Genomic DNA, 19,715 nt, shown 5'->3' with positions numbered 1-19,715 from the left:
CATGAAAGAAGCAGCAAGGAAAGCCCTCCGCGAAGGAGCCTTCATCCCGGCTCATCCCCTTGCCCTCCAGGAAGACCGTACGCTGGATGAAGCGGGGCAGCGGGCCCTCACGCGTTACTACATCGAAGCCGGGGTCGGAGGGATTGCAGTCGGCGTGCACACGACACAGTTCGAGATCAGGGATCGGCAGTTCAATCTATATGAGAGGGTCCTTCAGCTCGCCATTGAAGAATGTGAAGCGGCGAAGGTGCAGGATTCCTTCATCAGGATAGCCGGGGTGTGCGGGCCGGTGGAACAAGCGCTCCATGAGGCGACCGTGGCGAAGAAACTGGGGTATGATCTGGTCCTCCTCAGCATGGGTGGCCTTGGGCACCTCTCTGAAAAACAGCTCCTTGAACGGACCGAAAAAATTGCTTCTGTCATACCGGTCTTCGGCTTCTATTTACAGCCAGCTGTAGGTGGAAGGATCCTTTCCTATGGCTTCTGGGAAAAGTTCTCGGAGATACCGGGCGTATATGCCATCAAGATCGCTCCCTTCGATCGCTATCTGACGCTTGATGTGGTGAGGGCCGTTGTCCACTCGACCAGAAGCGAGGACATCGCCCTCTACACGGGGAATGATGACAATATCGTGATGGATCTTCTGACGCCATTCCGTTTCGACGTCAACGGAACCGTCGTTGAGAAGCAAATTGTCGGCGGTCTTCTCGGTCACTGGTCCGTCTGGACGAAAAGGGCAGTGGCTATGTTTAGGGAGATCAAGGAAGCAAGGGGAACGGGTGTGATCCCGGTACATTTCCTCCCCTTGTCCCAGGAGGTGACGGATGCGAATGGGGCGTTTTTCGATGCCAGGAACGGTTTCAAGGGAAGCATTGCCGGTATCAATCAGGTGCTGGCTGCTCAGGGGATCCTGAAGGGACGTTGGTGCCTGATGGAGCATGAGGAACTGAGTCCGGGGCAATTGGATGAGATCGATCGTGTCACCAGAATGTATCCCCACTTGAAGGATGATGCCTTTGTTCAGGCGAATGTAGAGAGATGGAGGCAGATACCATAAGGAGGATCAAGATGAACAAGATTGTTGCGAACAGAGGAAAAGTAGAGATCGCCCCTCATCATACTGGGGAGCTCCATTCTTCCCATCTTAAAATCAGGACGTTGTATTCGGTGATTTCCCCAGGAACGGAGCTTACCATCATCGAAAACAGCCACCATCAAAGCATCACGCTTGGATACAGCGCAATGGGTGTCATTGAAGAATTGGGGGCTGACGTCAAAGGATTTGTCATCGGGGAGCGGGTCGCGGTGTACGGTGCCCCGTATGTACAACATGCCGAAATTCTTCATGTCCCGAAGACGCTTTGTGTGAAGGTGCCGGAAAGAGTGGAATCAAAGGAAGCGGCATTAGGTGGAATCGGGGCCATCGCCATCCATGCCCTTCGCATTGCGGATCTAAGATTCGGGGAAACCTGTGTGATCGTGGGACTCGGGCTCCTCGGTCAGATGATCGCCCAGATTGCCGATGCAGCTGGATATAGGGTGGTCGCTTGTGATCTTCATGATGAGAGGGCGGCTATGACGCGAAGGTCCCCCAGGGTGAGGGCTGTTTCATCCCTGGGAGCCCTGGAGGAGGAAATCTCCTCTTGTACCGATGGACATGGAGCAGACGCCGTCCTTCTCTGTGCAGGAGGGAAGAAATCTTCCCTCACCTCTCAAAGCCTTGAGTGGATCCGGAATAAGGGGAAGGTGGTCATCGTAGGAGACATCGAGCCTGATTTCCCCCGCCACCCGATGTTCAGTAAGGAAGCGCAGCTCCTGATTTCACGTGCCGGGGGTCCCGGTCGCTATGACCAGAGCTATGAAGCGGATGCGGTGGATTATCCGTATGGGTTCGTCAGGTGGACGGAGGGACGGAACCTTGCGGAATACATCCGTCTTGTAAGTGAGAAGAGGATTGATGTCACCCCGTTTATCCAGGAGGTCGTAGGGTTCAGCGAGGTGACGGGAGTGTTCTCGGAGCTGATGGATAAAAAGACGTCCACGCTGACGAAAGTGATTGATTACGCGAAGTAAGGTGGGATGGTATGAAGGATAACATTACGATTGGGCTGATCGGACTGGGGGCGATTGCCGTCTCCAGTCATCTTGTCCATCTGAAGGAACATCCCGCGGCAACGATTGCGGCGGTCGTGGACATGGATGTGGAAAGGGCAAAAGCCATCGCGGAACGTCATGGAATTCCGCGATTTTACGGAGATATGGATGCCATGATCGCTGACGGAGGGATCGATGCCGTCATGATCTGTACTCCAAACAGTTCGCATATCCCCCTTGCCAGGAAAGCGGCGGAGAAGGGCATCCACGTATTTGTGGAAAAGCCGATCGGGACGGAGCTTGCCGAAGTGGAAGGATATCTGGCCCTTGCAAAGGAGAATGGGGCTCTGACGATGGTCGGGATGACCCACCGCTTCCGGAAGGACGTGAAGATCCTAAAGGGCATGGTGGAGGAACAGGGGCTTGGGGACATCCACTACATGAAGGCGAAGCTTTTCCGGCAGCGTGGGACACCGAAGGGATGGTTCACAGACTTAAAGCACTCAGGAGGTGGGGCGATGATGGACATCGGCGTCCACGTCCTGGATCTGGCCTGGTGGATCGCCGGATGTCCTGACGTGAAGAGTATAGCAGGCAAGACCCTTAACGTTCACGGAAACTATGAGACTAAGCATGTATCAAGCTGGCAGTCTGCCAATCATCGGTTGAATGAGCAAGGAGTATTCAACGTCGAGGATTTCGGAGCCGCCTGGGTCCAGTTCAAGAACGGTTGTACACTCTCACTGGAAATCGCCTGGGCGGTGGACGGGGAACAGGACGAAGGGATATCCCTAGAGCTTTACGGGACGAAGGGAGGGGCTTCGCTTTCGCCCTTGGCGCTCTTTAAGGAAAGGGATGGAGTCCTGTCCAAAACCCTTCCCGTCTTTAAGGGCGAGGATCCATTCAAGGATGAGGTCGGTCATTTCATTCAGTGTGTACGGACGGGAGAAGACCCGCTGATCGATGGGGAAGCGGGGATGCACATACTGAAGATGTTGAAAGGAATCTATGAATCCTCCCGGAGAGGGAGAGAAATCTATTTCGATTAAGGGGGAAGGGTCTTATGTTGAAGGTCGGTGTAGTGGGTCTTGGCTCGATTTCACAGTTTCATATCAAACCGTATCTGGCACATGCTGATGCGGAACTTACGGCACTATGTGATGTGAATGAACAGCGCCTGGAGGAAAAGGGAAAGCAGTATGGAGTCGACAGATTGTACAGGGACTACCATGAGCTGGTGACTGATGATGCCATCGATGCGGTCAGCATCTGTACGTGGAATAATTCCCACGCTGACATTGCCATTGCCGCATTGGATGCCGGAAAACATGTACTCGTTGAGAAGCCGCTCTGCATGACGGTGGAGGAGGCGCTCCGGGTCGAGGAAGCCGTGAAGAGGTCAGGCAAGGTCCTTCAGGTCGGTTTCGTGCGGAGGCACGGAAACAATACAGCCCTCCTGAAAAAGTTCATCGACAGTGGTGACCTGGGGGAGATTTACTATGCGAAGGCAACCTGTCTCAGACGCCTTGGGAATCCTGGCGGATGGTTCAGCGACCGGACAAAATCGGGGGGTGGCCCCCTCATTGATCTCGGCGTGCATATGATCGATATTTGCTGGTACTTCATGGGGAAACCACGCCCGGTGTCGGTGAGCGGGAATACGTACCGGAAGCTTGGCAACCGCCATCATATCGAGAATCTATCATTCTACCAGGCCGCGGATTACGATCCACACCATAACGATGTGGAGGACCTTGCCAACGCCCTCATCCGGTTTGAGAACGGAGCCTCCCTCATGGTGGATGTCAGCTTCACCCTGCAGGCGAAGAAAGATGAACTCTCTGTCAAGCTATACGGTGAAAAGGGCGGGGCTGAATTCGAACCCGAAATCGCAATCGTCACGGAGCAGCATCAAACGATCCTGAATGTCACCCCCCAAGTGGATCAACTCACTTTTGATTTCGAAGGGGCTTTTTATACGGAAATCAATCACTTTGTCTCATGCTGCCTTGAAGGGAAGGAGTCGATTGCCCCTGTTGCAGACGGTGTCCAAGTGATGAAGATGCTCAATGCTGTCTATGAGTCGGCGGAATCCGGCCGGGAAGTGATCCTCTAGGATGGACGGCCATCATGTGGATCTGGCCATTATCGGAGGGGGGCTGGGCGGTGTCGCCGCGGCTCTCGCGGCATGCGAGAAAGGCCTTTCCGTCATATTGACGGAGGAGACGGAGTGGATCGGGGGGCAGGTGACGTCCCAGGGAGTCCCTCCCGATGAGCATCCCTGGATCGAGGAATTCGGGGCGACCGGGAGATACAAGCTATATCGGCGGAAAGTACGAGACGCATATCGAAGGATCATGAAGGTGGTGGATGATGATAAGGCCCTTAACCCCGGCAACGGCCTCGTAAGTGCCATTTGCCATGACCCCCGCGTGACGCTTCACGTCCTTCAGGAGTTGCTCCTTCCTTTTCAGCTGACGGGACATCTGACGGTTTTGGTGAACGCGACACCGGTCAAGGTCGAGAAGCAGGGAAGGAGGGTCGAGAAGGTCTGGATAAGTTCCGGCGGTCGGCTGACCGGGATTGAAGCCCCTTATTACATTGACGCGACGGAAACGGGAGACCTTCTGCCCCTGGCGGAGATTTCGTACGTGACGGGTGCTGAATCCAAGGAGGATACGGGCGAACCGCATGCGTTGGAGGAAGCGGATCCGTTGGATATCCAGGCGTTCACCTACGTGCTGGGCATGGAGTACCGGGAAGGCGGGTACCATGTTATCCCCGAGCCCGACATGTATACATTTTGGCGCGACTTTCAGCCCGGGATCTGGCCGGATAAGCTCCTCAGCTTCTTCGCTCCCCACCCCATTACGAAGGAGAAGCGTGCCTACTCCCTCTTTGACGGAGGGATGGGGTTTCCCCTTTGGGCCTACCGGCGCATCCTGGATCCATCTTTGTTCCGGTTGAAGGACGGGATAGGGGAGGTCACCTTGATGAACTGGCCCCAGAACGATTATTTTCTCGGTAATGTATACGATGTGAACAAAGCGGAAAAGGAAAAAAACCTTTATCAGGCTAAGCAGCTGAGTCTATCCCTCCTGTATTGGCTACAGACGGAAGCGCCCAGGGAGGATGGGGGGAGAGGGTATCCGGGACTCAAACTCAGGAAGGACCTGTTCATGACAGAAGACGGGCTGGCGAAGGCTCCCTATATCAGGGAATCAAGAAGGATCAAAGCCGAATATACGGTCGTGGAGCAGGATGTATCACCGGACTTTAGCACAGGGCCGACAGGAACGAGGTTCCCCGATAGGATCGGGGTCGGTTCCTACAGCATCGACCTGCACCCGAGCATGAAAGGGAGGACGTACCTGGATATCCAGGCCCTGCCGTTTTATATCCCTTTCGGGGCCCTGATTCCGAAGGACACCGACAACCTCCTGGCAGGATGCAAGAACATCGGTACCACCCATATTACAAATGGTTGCTTTCGACTGCATCCTGTGGAGTGGAATATCGGGGAGGCTGGCGGGGCAGCCGTCGCATTCTGCCTCAAGCATGATCTGAATCCGCGACAGTTGAGGGAACATCGGATGGATCAGTTTCAGGATGTCTTGCGGCAGGATGGATTTGAACTGGAATGGCCTTGGCCAAACAATAAGGAGGAATGAGCGATGAAAGTAAGCGTGAGCATGTACAGTCTGGCGTCCACCATCAAGCAGGAGGGATGGTCGGTCGCCGATTTCATCCACTATGCCAAAAAGATCTCCCTGGATGGGGTGGAACTCCTCGACTTCTATTGGAAGGAGGAGGATCCGTCATCCGAGATCATAGAAGCGAAGGAAGCTCTCCATGACACGGGTCTCGTGGTCTCCGCTTATGATGTAAGCAATAATTTCGTCAAGGAGTCCGAAGAAGAACGGGCAGCGGAGGTGGAAAAGATCCTGAAGGGGATTTCCGTCGCGAAGGAGTTCGGAACGGATATCGTCCGGGTTTTCTGCGGTGACCTTCACGGAGCACTTACGTATGAGGATGGGCAACAATGGATCATTGACGGTCTTAAGGCTTGTGCTCCAAAGGCGGAAGCGGCAGGTGTCACATTGGCAATCGAGAATCATGGGCTGCTTGCAGGAAAAAGCAGGCAGGTGGAAGACATCATCAAGAATGTGGACAGTCCATGGGTGAAATCGACCTTTGATACAGGGAATTTCCTCCTTGTACATGAAGAGCCGCAGCTTGCCTTCGATCGCCTAAAACGTGAAATCGTCCACGTCCATTTCAAGGACTTCAGGGAAAAGGAAGAGGGGGACGGACCGGGATTCAAATCGACACAGGGAGTTGAGCTCGTAGGCACGGTGCCAGGTGATGGCCAGGTTGACTTATCCTACATCGTTGACGGATTGAAACAGGAAGGATATGAAGGCTGGTTATCCATTGAGTACGAAGGTCACGACGATGCGAGGGAAGCCAATGAGGAAGCGGTTAGGCGCCTGCGCCATCTCCTGGTCAGGGAGGGGGCATGATGAAACATCTCGTCTATGGTGATACGGGAAGGATCCTTGCCAATGAAAATCTCCTGAGGGAAGAAGATGTTGTCCTATGTGCGATTGGGGGCATGGTCCCCGAAAATGCAGGATCCTTGTATGTTCCCGAACGGGTCGCATCTTCTTTTCCAGAAGGGGAAGTGAAAGTCTACTTCGATCTGGAGGTGCAGTCCTTTTTCGGGAAGATGGTCGAAGAGGTAAAGGGCGGAAGTGAAAAAGGTGTCTTTCGACTGAGGAGGAAGGGGCCGTACGAACGTGAGATCATGGCCTCTGATCTCTTCGTCCTGTCAGGGATTTTCGGGGAGCCGGATGAGGTCAGGCTGAAAACAAGGAAGCTAGGAAGTGTCAGCCATGAGATTGCCATGGTCCGTTTCGGTGGGGTCATGTCCCATCTGGAATATACGCGTTCCAACGCACCCGAATCCCTCGAGGTGGAATGGAGCGGAATCAAGCAGATTGTCGAGTTTGATTGTGCGGGAATGGATGGGAAGCTTACGTATTCACTGGAGCGGATCCTGGAACATGCAAAGAATCGGCAGGATGCCGGGAAGTACGTGGCCTATCTTGACTTGGTGAAGGGAGGTGTGGAAGCGTGAAAATCGGGATCATGAGTTTTGCCCACATGCATGCTTACAGCTATGCTTCCAGCCTGCAAAAGATGAAGGGTGTGTCCGTCGCCGGTGTCTTCGATGAGGACGAAGACCGGGGTAGAAAAGCAGCCGGATCATACGGTACAGTCTATTATCCGGATCAAACGGACTTTTTGGCACAGGAGATGGAGGCCGTCATCATATGCAGCGAGAACAGCCGGCATAAGGACATGGTGTTGGATGCAGCAAAGGCAGGGAAGCATATCCTGTGTGAAAAACCGATTGCGACCACCCTGGAGGACGCACAGGCCATGATCGATGCCTGCGAGGAGAATGGCGTCATCCTTCAGGTGGCCTTCCCCGTCCGCTTCAGCAGGCCGATGATGGAACTGAAGGAGAGGGTGGACCGGGGAGAGATTGGAGAGATCGTTGCGTTCAGGTCAACCAATCGCGGTCAGAATCCCGGAGGATGGTTCATTGACCCCGCCCGTTCAGGAGGAGGAGCCGTGCTCGATCATACGGTTCATATGGTGGATATCATGCGCTGGCTCACGGGTAAGGAAGTCAAAGAAGTCGATGCCATGGTGGATTCTTTCTTTCATGATATCGAGATCGACGACGCGGGCATCATGACCCTGGAGTTTGAAGGAGGCATCATGGCGACCCATGATGCGAGCTGGTCGCGGTTCGACCGCTATCCGACATGGGGGGACGCCACCCTTGAAGTGATCGGGACCAAGAAGACGATCAAGGCCGATGCGTTCAAGGAACATTACCGTTTGTTCAGTGACGGGCCGATGCAGCATGTGTTTGTGGGAGAAGATATGGATGAAGCGCTCATCCGTGATTTCGTGGATTGTATCAGGAAAGGAAGAAAGCCGTCCATCACAGGGGTTGATGGCTTGAAGGCAGTGGAAGTCGCCATGGTCGCTTACCGATCCAGCGAAGCGAAAAGAGCCGTCACCCTGTGAAAAAACAGTTTACTTCTTTTTCCACCCGTGCTATGATACTGGAAATTACATGCGATGATGAGAAGAGTAGCTTCCATGACCTTCAGACAGAGAGCCCCGGCAGCTGAAAAGGGGAAGGAGGAACGGGAGTGAAGCAAGCCTCTGAGCAGTGCATCGGAACCAGCCGGGGATGGTGTGACAGGAGCTCCTGTTATAGAGCTAGGGTATAGACTTGTACCCGAAAAGGTCGGTATGGCGACATATCGATGAACTGGGGTGGCACCGCGATGACAGACTCGCCCCCAAGACCAAACGTCTTGGGGGTGGGTTTTTTTCGTTTTTACTACGAATCGCGGGAGGAAGAATGATGAATAAGTGGAAATACCCAGCCATCCTGTTAACGGGAATCGGCATAGCGAATATCGGCGACTGGATTTACTTGATCGCCCTGAATCTGATCGTCCTCAATGAAACACAATCACCGATGGCCGTGGTGCTACTCTACCTATTGAAGCCGGCGGCCGGCATGGTGGTGAATGCGTGGTCGGGAAGTCTCATCGACCGGGTGAATAAGCGGAACCTGATGATCATCCTCGATTTTTCACGGGCTGTTTCAATTATTGTAGTGGTGCTAATGCCAATGTCCATTGCCATGTATGCGGTGGTGTTCTTCATCAATATGATGAGCGCTGTGTTTCATCCGGCAAGCAGGACGTATATGATCCAGCTGATCCCGAAGGCCAGCCGTCAACGCTTCAACGCCCTGAAAGGACTCATCGGATCGGGAGCCTTCATCATGGGACCGGCCGTCGCAGGCTTGCTCTTTCAGCTCGGAACGCCTCACTTATCCCTGTTCGTCACGGCAGCAGCCCTGTGCGGGTCGGGTCTTATCACCCTGCTATTGCCTAACCTTGAACGGGAGGCTCTGGCCGATGCCGACATCGGCCGCTTTTCATTATCGGCTGTGCGGGAAGATTGGAAGCTGGTGAGCACTTATACGAAACGGCATGCATCGATCATGCTCATTTACTTCCTGTTCAGTTGCCTGCTTGTCATGACCGCGGCCGTCGATTCCCTGGAAGCGGCTTTCTCGAAGCAGGTGCTCCATCTGTCCGACAGCACGTATGGATATATGGTCAGCATCGCAGGCGCCGGCTTCATCCTCGGATCCATCGTGAATACGGCATTTGCCCATCGCCTGTCCTATATGAAGCTCATGGGAGGTGGGGGAGTCGCCGTCGCTGCAGGGTATCTCCTGTATGCGTCTTCTGACACCATGGTGTGGGCGGCCACTGGCTTTGCCTTCCTATCCTTCGCCCTCGCATTTGCAAGCACGGGTTTTGAGACGTTTTTCCAAGAGAAGATCCCGGTGAAGATGATGGGGAGGATCGCGAGCATCTATGGACTGGCAGAGGGTGCCCTCGTACTGATTATGACCATCTCCATCGGAATTGGCGCAGAATTCGTGTCCATCCGGTGGGCCGTTTGCGCAGGTGCTATCATCATGCTCATCACGTCAATCCTGCTCCTCCTGTCCATCCGTCGGGAAAGCAGCCCGGCCACGTATGAAATCCACAGGACCGGGATAGAATGATGAACAATTCATTGACACCCAAGAAGAATCTCTATATAATCATCTAAAATATCTAAATGTTGAAACATTGATGGGGATCAGTAGTGAACATCGTGTCCATTCAGAGAGGGAGCCGCGTGGTGAGAAGCTCCTATGGAAAACATTCGTGAACCTGCCCTTGAGTTCTGGTAACCCCAGCGGTTCGATACCGTTATCATGCATGATGAGAGTAAAGCCTTGCTTTGAATTAGGGTGGTCCCGCCAGGAATGGTCCCTAATGAGAAGCGGGGCTTTTTTTGTTTCACTGGAATTCATTTTAATAAGGATGGTGTCAATTATGGCAAAGCAATTCGTACAAAATGTCACAGGCATGGATGAGGATTTCGCCCAATGGTACACGGACGTCGTGACCAAGGCTGAACTCATCGACTATTCAAGCGTAAGGGGCTCCATGATCATCCGCCCCTATGGATATGCCATTTGGGAAAATATCAAGGATGCCCTCGACGGGAAGATCAAGGAGACGGGGCATGAGAATGTCTATATGCCGCTCTTCATTCCGGAAAGTCTGCTCCAGAGGGAAAAGGATCATATCGAAGGCTTCGCTCCAGAAGTAGCTTGGGTGACCCACGGCGGAGAAGAGGAGCTTGCCGAAAGACTGTGTGTCAGACCGACATCGGAGGTCCTTTTCGGGGAGCACTACAAAAACATCATCCACTCGTATCGAGACCTTCCAAAGCTGTATAACCAGTGGGCGAATGTCGTGCGCTGGGAAAAGACGACGCGTCCGTTCCTGAGGACACTCGAATTCCTTTGGCAGGAAGGGCACACCTGTCATGAAACCGATGAAGACGCCCTGGAGGAAACGATCAAGATGCTCGACGTGTATGCAGATATCTGCGAGAACATGCTGGCGATTCCGGTCATCAAAGGACAGAAGACAGAAAAGGAAAAGTTCGCCGGTGCAAAATTCACCTATACGATCGAAAGCCTCATGCATGACGGGAAGGCCCTCCAATCCGGTACCTCCCATCATCTCGGCGACGGCTTTGCCAAAGCATTCGGCATCCAGTTCACCGATCGTGACGGAAAGCTTCAGTACGTCCAGCAAACGTCATGGGGCTTCACGACAAGGATCATCGGCGCCATGATCATGGTGCACGGAGACGACAGGGGGCTCGTCCTGCCACCGAAGATCGCGCCGACTCAAGTGATGATCGTGCCGATCGCCCAGCACAAAGAAGGAGTCCTCGATTTCGCCTATGATATGAAGAGGCGCCTATCCTCCGTCGCACGGGTGGGGATCGACGCGAGCGACAAGAAACCGGGTTGGAAGTTCAATGAGTATGAAATGAAGGGGATTCCGCTTCGATTGGAAGCCGGACCTCGTGATATCGAAAATGGGCACGTCATCCTGGTCCGCAGGGACACAGGGGAAAAAGTGACGGTATCCATCGACGGAATCGAAGAGACCATCACGGCTCTCCTCCATGACATCCAGGAGAACCTGCTCAAAAAAGCCACTGTGCATCGTGAAGAAAAAACGAGCACAGCGGTCACCTTCGAAGAGTTCAAGTCTCAAATCGATCAAGGTGGATTCATCAAAGCGATGTGGTGCGGAGAGGAAGCATGCGAGAACAAGATCAAGGAAGCAACCACCGCCACCAGCCGCTGCATCCCGTTCGAACAGGAGAAGGTAGCCGACACCTGTGTGTGCTGCGGGAAGGAAGCGCGGGACATGGTGTACTGGGCAAAGGCGTACTAATTCCCCCCGAACATTCGCCCTATTTTTCTTTTCTTTTTCCATCATCGTCTTTTCTTACCATTCTCGACATAGAGTTTGGTAAGGGGGGACAACTTATGGATATTGAAATCATGATTGTTGTGCTGCTCGCCGTTGCAGTCGTTACGCTGTTCCTTATCCTATTCAAAGTAAGCCGGATCCTTGAGCGGCTTGAGGAGAATACGCTCCTTGGAGAAGATGACCTTGAGGAGGAGCAGGAAGAGTGGCACGGTTGATGGAAACACATGCTGATAACGTAGCAGTCCCTCTCGGATGAGGGGGATTTTTTTTCATTACGGAAAGATGATATTTTTTGTTGAAAGAAGATACCATTCCTCAAAACGGATTGATATGATAATAGAAACAAAGGGTAGGGGTGAAAAGGATGACAGGAACACAACTAGTGATGGAAACAGAACGTCTGGTGATCCGACCCTTCACCCGATGGGATTATGGGAACTGGCTGCAGTCACATCTCGATCGCCTGCCATCTCAGCATAAGTATGATGCCGGGTATCAGGATATGTCGGGATGCACGGAGCAGTGGTTCGCGGAGATGATCGGCAAACAGGATGAGATGATGGCGAAGGATGAGGTCTATATCTTCGGGGTTTTCCTGAAAGCGACGGGAGTGATGGTCGGAACCGTCGACGTCTCGACTCTCATGAGGTATAACTTCAATTGGGGAAGGATCGGCTATGTGCTCCATAATCAACACTGGCAGAAGGGATTCGGGAAAGAATCCGTGGCAGCTACACTGCGACTGGCGTTTACCAAAATCGGCTACCACCGGATCGAAGCCCACATCGACCTTGACAATATCCCGTCCATCTCCCTGGTGGAAAGCGTCGGCATGACATACGAATGCACGAGGAAGGGGTTCATCTATGAGCGGGGGATGTGGCAGGATCAGCTCGTTTATTATCAGAATGCAGAATAAGAAAAGCCGATGGGGCGTGCCCATCGGCTTTCGTGTTTTACAGTCCCTCAATCGTGAGGTCTTTCACCGGAAGGAATTCCTCCTCGGTATCGCTATACGTAATCTTGACCGTATCGTTTTCCCTCAGGTAGATGGCAAGAGGGCTGATTTCAGACGAAACGATATAGTTCTTGCCGTTCTCCAATAGGAAGGAAACGACCGTGTAATCTCCGGATTTTTCTTTGTACACCCGGACTACTTTGCCGGAATCCTGTTTCTCTTCAGCCTTGGAGTTGTTATTCAGGCTTCCGGATCCTTTTTGAAGGGCGGTTTTGTACATTTTCAGCGCCTGGTTCGGTGTATCGGCGTACACGGCAATTTCCGGGTTCGCTGCGGAGACGATGAAATAGTTCTGCAGGAATCCATTGGAATCGAGTACAGGTGTCAACCAGCTTGCTTCACCATAGAAGTTATAAAGAACCGGCATCTTGCCGTCCCATTTCTTCTCGATGAATCGCTTCTGGATGATCTGCAGGGCGCCTTGTGAATCCATATACGATTCTTCCAGGTTCCCGGTATAGTAGGTAGCCTCCCCGGTACGGGCATTGGTCATGGAATACCCAAGCATGGAGTCTACGCCTTCTTTAGGAGACGTGAAGTCTGTGAAGTAGTACATATCGCCGTCTTTGTTGAAGACCGGCGTGACATTCGCTTCCGTTCCTTCATCGGATGGCAGCTTCACGTCGGATTTTCCGAACTTGCTGTTCCAGAATCCTTTTACAAAGTTACCGAAGTAGCTGTTTTGAAGGCTGACGGTCTCGGGTGAGATGGCTCCGTCAATGAATGCAGGGATATCCTTGATCGGATAAGCTTTCGTATCACCAGTCAATGCATCCACCAGGACGACCCCTTCCGCGTCAAAACCGTTACGGGCAGAGATGAAGGTTCCGTATGTCCGGATGTAGAAAGGTTTCCCTTCGTCGTTCACTTCAAGCTGCACATCACCGTAGAAAATCTTCTTCGGATACTTCATGCGGATATGGCGCTCGATGTTTTCATTCAGATAAGAAGAAGGGGTGTATTTCATTTCCTGCTTCATGAATTTAGGATTGGCGGTGGAGTCCGTTGCACTCAGCATGAAGTACCCCGGTGTTTTGTCACCTTTCACCCATTTCCAGAAGTCCGAGAATTCGACTGGGGCGATATAAACGTAGTCCCCGTTGACCTTCTGGATCTGCAGATTACCGAGTTCATAGTAGCTTGTATTCGGGACTTGACCGAATGCTTTTTTCATTTTGTTCCGGGCGAATTGAGGCGGAACGCTTGCCGGTGTTTCCGTCTCGTCGAATGCCTGGATTTCGGTCTTCGTCTCCATATCGGCGGATTCGTACTTCTCGTCCGCGTTGAACAGGAAGGCGCTGAGGAAATAGACACCGACTACAAGGCCAGCAAGGACGAGGACTCCTTTGATCATGCGCTCTTTACCGTAGGATAGTGATGCTCCGGCGATGGCGGCTATGATGAAGAGGATCCAGACGCTGGTAAAGTTCTGGTCAAGGTTGGTCAAGTAGTAGAACAGGAATGTCGCGACGATGGCGATGATGAGGGTGGCACCGAACACTTTGGCGAATGACGGGTAGCCCTCTTTCTTTTTCATTTTCATGGCACTCATCGGGACGATCAGAATGGTGGCTGCAAGGCCGATGATGAGTGAGAATAATAGGATATTGCCCATGTTGTTCCCCTTTCTAGGTTCTTTGGTTGAGTCTATTGTATATACGGGCGAGGCTGGGTGGAAGTTTCATTGTGACCATTTTTGTTCACTCTGGTTGCATTATTGGTTGAAAATGAAGGGGAAGGAGATCGTTCCTATATTTTTGATGGAGGTGTCGAGTGAAATGGATCGTTCCGTTCCGCTGCGGATGGTCGCTTTCCGCGGGTCGGTCGATGAGCCTCCTCGTGCCTGCGGGGTCTCATCTTCCCGACTTTTCCGCAGGAGTCGACCACCCTCCGCTGCACTGGTGGATGGTTGATGGGGGTAGGGCAAATCGATGGTGAAGTATTTGCTTCCCTTCATTATTTGATGGATGTGTAAGATGAAATGGATCGTTCCGTTTCGCTGCGGGTGGTCGCTTTCCGCGGGTCGGTCGATGAGCCTCCTCGTGCCTGCGGGGTCTCATCTTCCCGACTATCCGCAGGAGTCGACCACCCTTCGCTGCACTGCACTGTTGGATGGTTGATGGGGAACATTTGCAACTGTACCTCTGATTAGGCAGGCACATATAAGCAAAATATATGGTAATCGCCTTTGCTACACAGAATCTACTTGGACAGATAATGAGACCTCCTTTCAGCCGTTCAATCTATTTAGGAATGAGATGAGGTTCTACATAATCCGGTATGATTCATTGGAAACCTATCAATCATCAAAGAGTGAAGTGCAACGGAGGCCGCCCGACTCCTATGGGAGTAGCGGGCAGGGTGAGACCCTGCAGGCTTGCCGAAGCGGCTCCCGCACGCCCCATGGAAAGCGGGCGGCCGCAGTGGAACGAAACGGACTTACCCCTACCAATCTCCCAATTAAAATATAAAAAGAGAATGCCCATCATCAGGACATTCTCTAGTATTCACCAATCCAGTTCCACTTCAACCCCGTAGTGGTCGGAAATGATCGGGCGGTTGGTTCCATTGAAGATGACAGCGGAAGATTGGACGTTGATCTTGCGGCTGGAGAGGATGAGGTCGATCCTCAAGCCTCTATCATTCCCGTCCCATCCGGCAATATCGCCTTGGATGGTAGTGCCTTCGTCTCGCTTTTGGGCAAGATGGAAGGTGTCCCACAGCCCTTTTTTCATAAGATAGTCATAGCCTTCACCACGTGTGTCGGCATCGTTGTTGAAGTCACCCATGAGGAAGAAGGGTTCGGCTGCCTTTTCAAAGAGACGGTCAGCCTGGCTCATGAATGGTTCCTCTTCATCCTGCCACCATCCAAGATGGCAGGAGTAGAAGGTGACCTTTTCATCGTGAACGGGGATGGTGATCCCGATGATTTTACGGGTTTTCCAGTTGGCAGGATCTTCATCACTTGAAACATGGAATCGGTGCTCTTCCAGAATGGGATGCCGGGTCAGAATCGCTGCGCCTTCTTCAAAGCGGTCATACCCGACATGGGCATAGTCCCAAATGAATGAGTATCCGGTGACCCCGCGTTTGTTCAACTCTTGGAGGAGGATCAGAGCAAAGTTGTCTTTTTTGATGAACGCTTCCTCTTCGGAAATGAGCTGATTGACCTCCTGCAGGGAGATGACGTCGTACTCTATTTCCGCGATGGTATCGGCAAGGATTCCGAGTTTATCCCACTGATTGTCTTCAAGCCAGGAGTGGCAGTTGAGGGTGAGGAGCTTCATCCTTACGCCCCCAGCATATCCTGGATATCGGATTTGATGACATCGGCTTTCGGTCCGTAGATGGCCTGGACGCCTTTGTCCTTTGTGATAAGGCCGAGGGCCCCGTTTGCTTTCCATTCCTGTTCTGAACCGACCAGGCTAGGGTCTTTTACGGTGACACGAAGGCGCGTCATGCACGCATCCACGTCGACGATGTTGCTTTCGCCTCCGAGTAGTGCGACTACTTTCGGAGCGACGGAATCTTTTTTGACTGTACCTTGAGCCTGAGTGGCATCATCCTCGATATAGTTGCCGTTTCGTCCTGGTGTAGGGAAGTTGAAGCGTTTGATCAGGAAGTTCGCCACGCCGAAGTTCAGTCCGAAGAATACGAGACAGGCGATGAAGAAATTCACAAGGTCGAGCCAGAGTCCGGCTTTCACGATCATCGGCGTCCTGGTGAGGAGCTCGATGAATCCGAAGGAGTGGACACGGATGTGGATCAAATCCACGATGGCAAAGGCAAGTCCTGTCATGATAGCGTATACCACATAAAGAAGCGGAGCAGCGAACATGAACATGAATTCGATTGGCTCTGTGACACCTGTCAGGAATACAGCAAGTCCTGCAGATAGGAACATGGATTTGTACTTTTTCTTCTTATCTTTATCCACATTGCGGTACATGGCATAGGCGATACCGATGAGGGATGCAGTGGACAGAATCATCTGACCGACTTTGAAACGGGCCGGTGTTACGTCGCCAAGAAGCTGTTTGTAGCTTGCTGTGTCTCCGGCGGATAGGAAGTTGTTCAAATCGGCGATCCAAGCGAGCCACAGCGGGTCTTGACCTGCGACCGTAGATCCTTGGCCTGAGCCTGTAAGGATGGTGTATGTCCCGCCAAGCTCTGTGTAGTTCATCGGCACGGTGAGCATATGGTGAAGACCGAAAGGAAGCAGCAGACGCTCGAGTGCCCCGAAGATGAATGGAGCAACGATCGGTGCCGTATCCCGTGATGTGGCGATCCATTGACCGAAGTCATTCAGGAGACCCTGGATGAACGGCCAGACGATGGACATGACGATAGCGGTTACAATGGAACCCGCAATCACGACGAACGGTACGAAACGCTTTCCGTTGAAGAAAGAAAGGGCATCCGGAAGTTTGTCATAATTATAGAATCGGTTGAAGAGGTTGGCTCCAAGGAAACCGGAAATGATTCCGACGAATACGCCCATATTGAGGGCAGGTGCCCCGAGGACCGAAGTGAAATAGTCGGAAACGACGAGCGTCTGACCGAACAGGGACGAAATTGTCGCTTCAGGATCCGCAAGCATATCGGCATTGACGCCGAAGATGGCACCGGTGATCCGGTTGATCAATACGAAGGCGATAAGGGCAGCGAAAGCACCGCCGGCACGCTCTTTCGCCCACGATCCCCCTATGGCGACGGCGAAGAGGATATGCAGGTTGGTAATGATTCCCCATCCGATGTCCTCAAGTACTCTTGCAATCGTTTGCACTAAAACCAAGTCTCCGCCCGTCATGCCAATCAGCTTCCCGATGGAGATCATGATTCCGGCAGCCGGCATGACGGCCACTACGACGAGAAGGGCCTTACCGAACTTCTGCCAGAAATCAAAAGACAATAAATTCTTCATTTGTACTTCCTCCCTATGTGTGCGTTTTCATTTTAAAGCACGATCTTTCTATTCTGTTAAGCATGGCTTTCGCTATAAAAAGATACAAAAGTGTAAACGGTTAATGCAACCGTTTGCATTAATATAGCATTATTGTAAGATATCTTTTTGAGGAAAGCAATAGAAAGTTTAAAAGACGTGTATTATCATTAGAAATAGTAACATAGAAAAAATGGGAGGGATGTTGGTGAACCAGAAAGACATGAGCCAGATTAACGAGACAGGGTGGAATCGGCATGCTTATGATGCGTGGGTCAACCGGCATGGTGTTCCGGCAGAATATGCTGAGAAGATTAAACATAACCCTCGGAAATCCGTTGAATATTACCTGAACTATATGAACGGAATTAAAGGAAGAAAGATTGTGAATCTACTTGGTTCAAAAGGAAACAAGGCAGTTTCATTTGCTCTCCTTGGAGCGGATGTGACGGTAGTCGATCTTTCAAAGGATAATGCACGATATGCATCGGAGTTGGCGGCGGCAGCCGGAGTCGAGGTAACCTATATCATTTCTGATGTCCTAAACATTCCTGAACCTCAAACAATCTCGGACGCGGACTACATTCTTTTGGAGTTGGGCGTGTTGCATTATTTCCTTGATCTTGACCCATTGTTCGAGCTGATACATGAGGGGTTGAAGAAGGGAGGACGATTCATCCTGCGGGATTATCATCCGATGGTGTCGAAAGTATTGAGGGCAAAGGATGGGATGATGGCGGTTGAGGGGGATTACTTTGACCGCGACATGAAAGAAGTTGATGTGGCCTATTCAATCCACCTACCCGAAGAACAAAAAAAGTCCCTCCCAAAAAATACAATCAGAAGGTGGACACTGGGGGAAGTTATCACGTCATTGGTGAGGGCAGGTCTTACAATCCAGCACTTGGAAGAAGAAGCAGGAATCAGATGGGCCTTTCCGGAAGGAACCCCGGAAGGATTTGAGGAAAAGATGCCGGGATTATTCACATTGATTGCGGATAAAAAGTAAGGGAGGGGACTGATGCGGGAGCGAAAGAGACAGGACTTCCTCCAGCACATGTCGGCTCCCTGTGTACATAAACAAATGTCCATTACCTAGACGGATCAGGTAATGGACATTTGTTTTTAGATAACATAATCTTCCGGTGTAAATACCTTCAGATGTCTTGGCTTGATATAAACCGATTCTCCGACTTTGAGGGAGAGATCGCGGAATCGCTCTTTTGTGATTTCCGCTTCCACATATTCGTCGGTATCGGCCCGGATCAGCTCGATGCGGACGACGGCTCCAACGATGTGGAGGTGGTTGACGGTGGCCCGAACGGTTTCGTCACCCTGGATCTCTTTGCTGATGGTGAGGTCATGGGGGCGAACGTAAGCGGACGCTTCACTCCCTCCCGAATGGGTGAGGTCCGGTGTGTTCAATACGAGATCACCGTGGACGAGGGTCCCTTCATGAAGGCGACCCTTGAAGATATTGACGCTTCCAAGGAAGTCGTAGACAAAGGGCGTCTGGGGATTCTCGTATACCTCGATGGGAGTACCGATCTGTTCGATGCGTCCCTGGTTCATGACGACGATTTTATCGGCTACATCCAGTGCCTCTTCTTGGTCGTGGGTGACGAAGATACTGGATATCTGGAATTCATCGTGAAGGCGCCGAAGCCATCTTCGCAGTTCTTTCCGCACTTTGGCATCGAGGGCCCCAAATGGTTCATCGAGTAAGAGGACCTTCGGCTCGACGGCAAGTGCCCTTGCGAGGGCGACGCGCTGTCTTTGACCGCCTGACAGCTGGGAAGGGTAGCGGTCTGCCAGTGACCCCAGTTTCACAAGGTCGAGGAGTTCATGGACTTTTTCTTTAATGATCTTGCGGGATGGACGTTCCTTCCTCGGTTTTACCTTCAACCCGTAGGCGACGTTTTCAAAGACGGTCATATGCCTGAAAAGGGCATAATGCTGGAAGACAAATCCGACTCCACGTTCTTTGGCCGTGATGGAGGTGATGTCTTTATGGTCGAATCGGATCGAGCCATGGTCGGGGGCTTCGAGTCCTGCGATGATCCGGAGGAGGGATGTCTTCCCCGAGCCCGATGGACCAAGGAGGGCCACCAGTTCTCCAGTTTGGATATCGAGGTTGATATCCGAAAGGGCCTGGAACGTCCCGAATGATTTTGACACGTGATCGATGACTATGCTCATA

18 protein-coding genes and 1 other annotated feature are annotated in these 19,715 nt (G+C 52.1%); of the genes, 13 read left to right on the top strand and 5 right to left on the bottom strand.

Annotated elements, in window-relative coordinates; genetic code table 11:
- The first annotated feature begins 1 nt into the window (after position 1).
- The 12 genes from ACNA6I_RS15235 to ACNA6I_RS15180 all read left to right on the top strand — a co-directional run bounded on the left by ACNA6I_RS15235 (position 2) and on the right by ACNA6I_RS15180 (position 12,474).
- Positions 2 to 1,057: a dihydrodipicolinate synthase family protein gene (locus tag ACNA6I_RS15235; protein ID WP_416313731.1), complete on the top strand. Its 1,056-nt coding sequence runs from the start codon at positions 2 to 4 to the stop codon at positions 1,055 to 1,057.
- 11 nt (positions 1,058 to 1,068) lie between these two features.
- Positions 1,069 to 2,073: a zinc-dependent alcohol dehydrogenase gene (locus ACNA6I_RS15230; RefSeq protein ID WP_159645358.1), complete on the top strand. Its 1,005-nt coding sequence runs from the start codon at positions 1,069 to 1,071 to the stop codon at positions 2,071 to 2,073.
- An 11-nt stretch (positions 2,074 to 2,084) separates the two neighbouring features.
- The gene (locus ACNA6I_RS15225; RefSeq protein ID WP_048006840.1) at positions 2,085 to 3,143 is read left to right on the top strand and encodes a Gfo/Idh/MocA family protein; all 1,059 of its coding nucleotides are present in this window, start codon (positions 2,085 to 2,087) and stop codon (positions 3,141 to 3,143) included.
- A 14-nt stretch (positions 3,144 to 3,157) separates the two neighbouring features.
- Positions 3,158 to 4,210, top strand: a complete 1,053-nt coding sequence (locus tag ACNA6I_RS15220; RefSeq protein ID WP_048006841.1) for a Gfo/Idh/MocA family protein — start codon at positions 3,158 to 3,160, stop codon at positions 4,208 to 4,210.
- 1 nt (position 4,211) lies between these two features.
- Positions 4,212 to 5,765, top strand: coding sequence for an FAD-dependent oxidoreductase (locus ACNA6I_RS15215; protein WP_048012249.1), 1,554 nt, complete (start codon positions 4,212 to 4,214; stop codon positions 5,763 to 5,765).
- 3 nt (positions 5,766 to 5,768) lie between these two features.
- Positions 5,769 to 6,617 carry a sugar phosphate isomerase/epimerase family protein gene (locus ACNA6I_RS15210; RefSeq protein WP_048006843.1) on the top strand — a complete coding sequence of 283 codons (849 nt, stop codon included), beginning with the start codon at positions 5,769 to 5,771 and terminating at the stop codon, positions 6,615 to 6,617.
- Complete coding sequence (locus ACNA6I_RS15205; protein ID WP_416313730.1) at positions 6,614 to 7,234, top strand: hypothetical protein; 621 nt, start codon at positions 6,614 to 6,616, stop codon at positions 7,232 to 7,234. The genes ACNA6I_RS15210 and ACNA6I_RS15205 overlap by 4 nt, the downstream gene beginning before the upstream one ends.
- Positions 7,231 to 8,199: a Gfo/Idh/MocA family protein gene (locus ACNA6I_RS15200; RefSeq protein WP_416313729.1), complete on the top strand. Its 969-nt coding sequence runs from the start codon at positions 7,231 to 7,233 to the stop codon at positions 8,197 to 8,199. The genes ACNA6I_RS15205 and ACNA6I_RS15200 overlap by 4 nt, the downstream gene beginning before the upstream one ends.
- Before the next feature lie 45 nt (positions 8,200 to 8,244).
- Positions 8,245 to 8,485 (top strand) — a binding site (T-box leader).
- Positions 8,486 to 8,542: 57 nt separating this feature from the next.
- Positions 8,543 to 9,772 (top strand): MFS transporter, encoded by a 1,230-nt coding sequence (locus ACNA6I_RS15195; RefSeq protein ID WP_416313728.1) that lies wholly within the window; start codon positions 8,543 to 8,545, stop codon positions 9,770 to 9,772.
- A 316-nt stretch (positions 9,773 to 10,088) separates the two neighbouring features.
- Entirely contained in the window at positions 10,089 to 11,516 is a 1,428-nt protein-coding gene (gene proS, locus ACNA6I_RS15190) for a proline--tRNA ligase (RefSeq protein WP_048014782.1), read from the top strand.
- A 95-nt stretch (positions 11,517 to 11,611) separates the two neighbouring features.
- A complete protein-coding gene (locus tag ACNA6I_RS15185) occupies positions 11,612 to 11,770 on the top strand; it encodes a hypothetical protein (RefSeq protein WP_156183302.1) in 159 nt (52 codons plus the stop codon).
- A gap of 149 nt (positions 11,771 to 11,919) precedes the next feature.
- The gene (locus tag ACNA6I_RS15180) at positions 11,920 to 12,474 is read left to right on the top strand and encodes a GNAT family N-acetyltransferase (protein WP_048012254.1); all 555 of its coding nucleotides are present in this window, start codon (positions 11,920 to 11,922) and stop codon (positions 12,472 to 12,474) included.
- 37 nt (positions 12,475 to 12,511) lie between these two features.
- Here ACNA6I_RS15180 and ACNA6I_RS15175 read toward each other — a convergent pair whose 3' ends face one another.
- From ACNA6I_RS15175 to ACNA6I_RS15160, 4 genes are all read right to left on the bottom strand, one after another.
- Positions 12,512 to 14,188: a sulfite exporter TauE/SafE family protein gene (locus ACNA6I_RS15175; protein WP_048012255.1), complete on the bottom strand. Its 1,677-nt coding sequence runs from the start codon at positions 14,186 to 14,188 to the stop codon at positions 12,512 to 12,514.
- Between the two features lie 99 nt (positions 14,189 to 14,287).
- Positions 14,288 to 14,530 carry a hypothetical protein gene (locus tag ACNA6I_RS15170; protein ID WP_416313727.1) on the bottom strand — a complete coding sequence of 81 codons (243 nt, stop codon included), beginning with the start codon at positions 14,528 to 14,530 and terminating at the stop codon, positions 14,288 to 14,290.
- Positions 14,531 to 15,080: 550 nt separating this feature from the next.
- Complete coding sequence (locus ACNA6I_RS15165) at positions 15,081 to 15,860, bottom strand: endonuclease/exonuclease/phosphatase family protein (protein ID WP_048006856.1); 780 nt, start codon at positions 15,858 to 15,860, stop codon at positions 15,081 to 15,083.
- Positions 15,861 to 15,862: 2 nt separating this feature from the next.
- Complete coding sequence (locus ACNA6I_RS15160; protein ID WP_048006857.1) at positions 15,863 to 17,497, bottom strand: PTS transporter subunit IIBC; 1,635 nt, start codon at positions 17,495 to 17,497, stop codon at positions 15,863 to 15,865.
- Between the two features lie 226 nt (positions 17,498 to 17,723).
- On the opposite strand from ACNA6I_RS15160, the gene ACNA6I_RS15155 reads away from it, so the two are divergent.
- The gene (locus tag ACNA6I_RS15155; protein ID WP_252265732.1) at positions 17,724 to 18,524 is read left to right on the top strand and encodes a class I SAM-dependent methyltransferase; all 801 of its coding nucleotides are present in this window, start codon (positions 17,724 to 17,726) and stop codon (positions 18,522 to 18,524) included.
- 116 nt (positions 18,525 to 18,640) lie between these two features.
- Here the strand turns inward: ACNA6I_RS15155 and ACNA6I_RS15150 are convergent, their stop codons facing one another.
- Positions 18,641 to 19,714: a sulfate/molybdate ABC transporter ATP-binding protein gene (locus tag ACNA6I_RS15150; protein WP_048006859.1), complete on the bottom strand. Its 1,074-nt coding sequence runs from the start codon at positions 19,712 to 19,714 to the stop codon at positions 18,641 to 18,643.
- Position 19,715 lies beyond the last annotated feature (1 nt).

It is taken from the genome of Rossellomorea sp. FS2 (assembly GCF_047915635.1).
Lineage (GTDB): Bacteria > Bacillota > Bacilli > Bacillales > Bacillaceae_B > Rossellomorea > Rossellomorea marisflavi_A.
The sequence above is the reverse complement of the archived record's forward strand: the minus strand, read 5'-3'. Positions and strand labels throughout refer to the sequence as shown.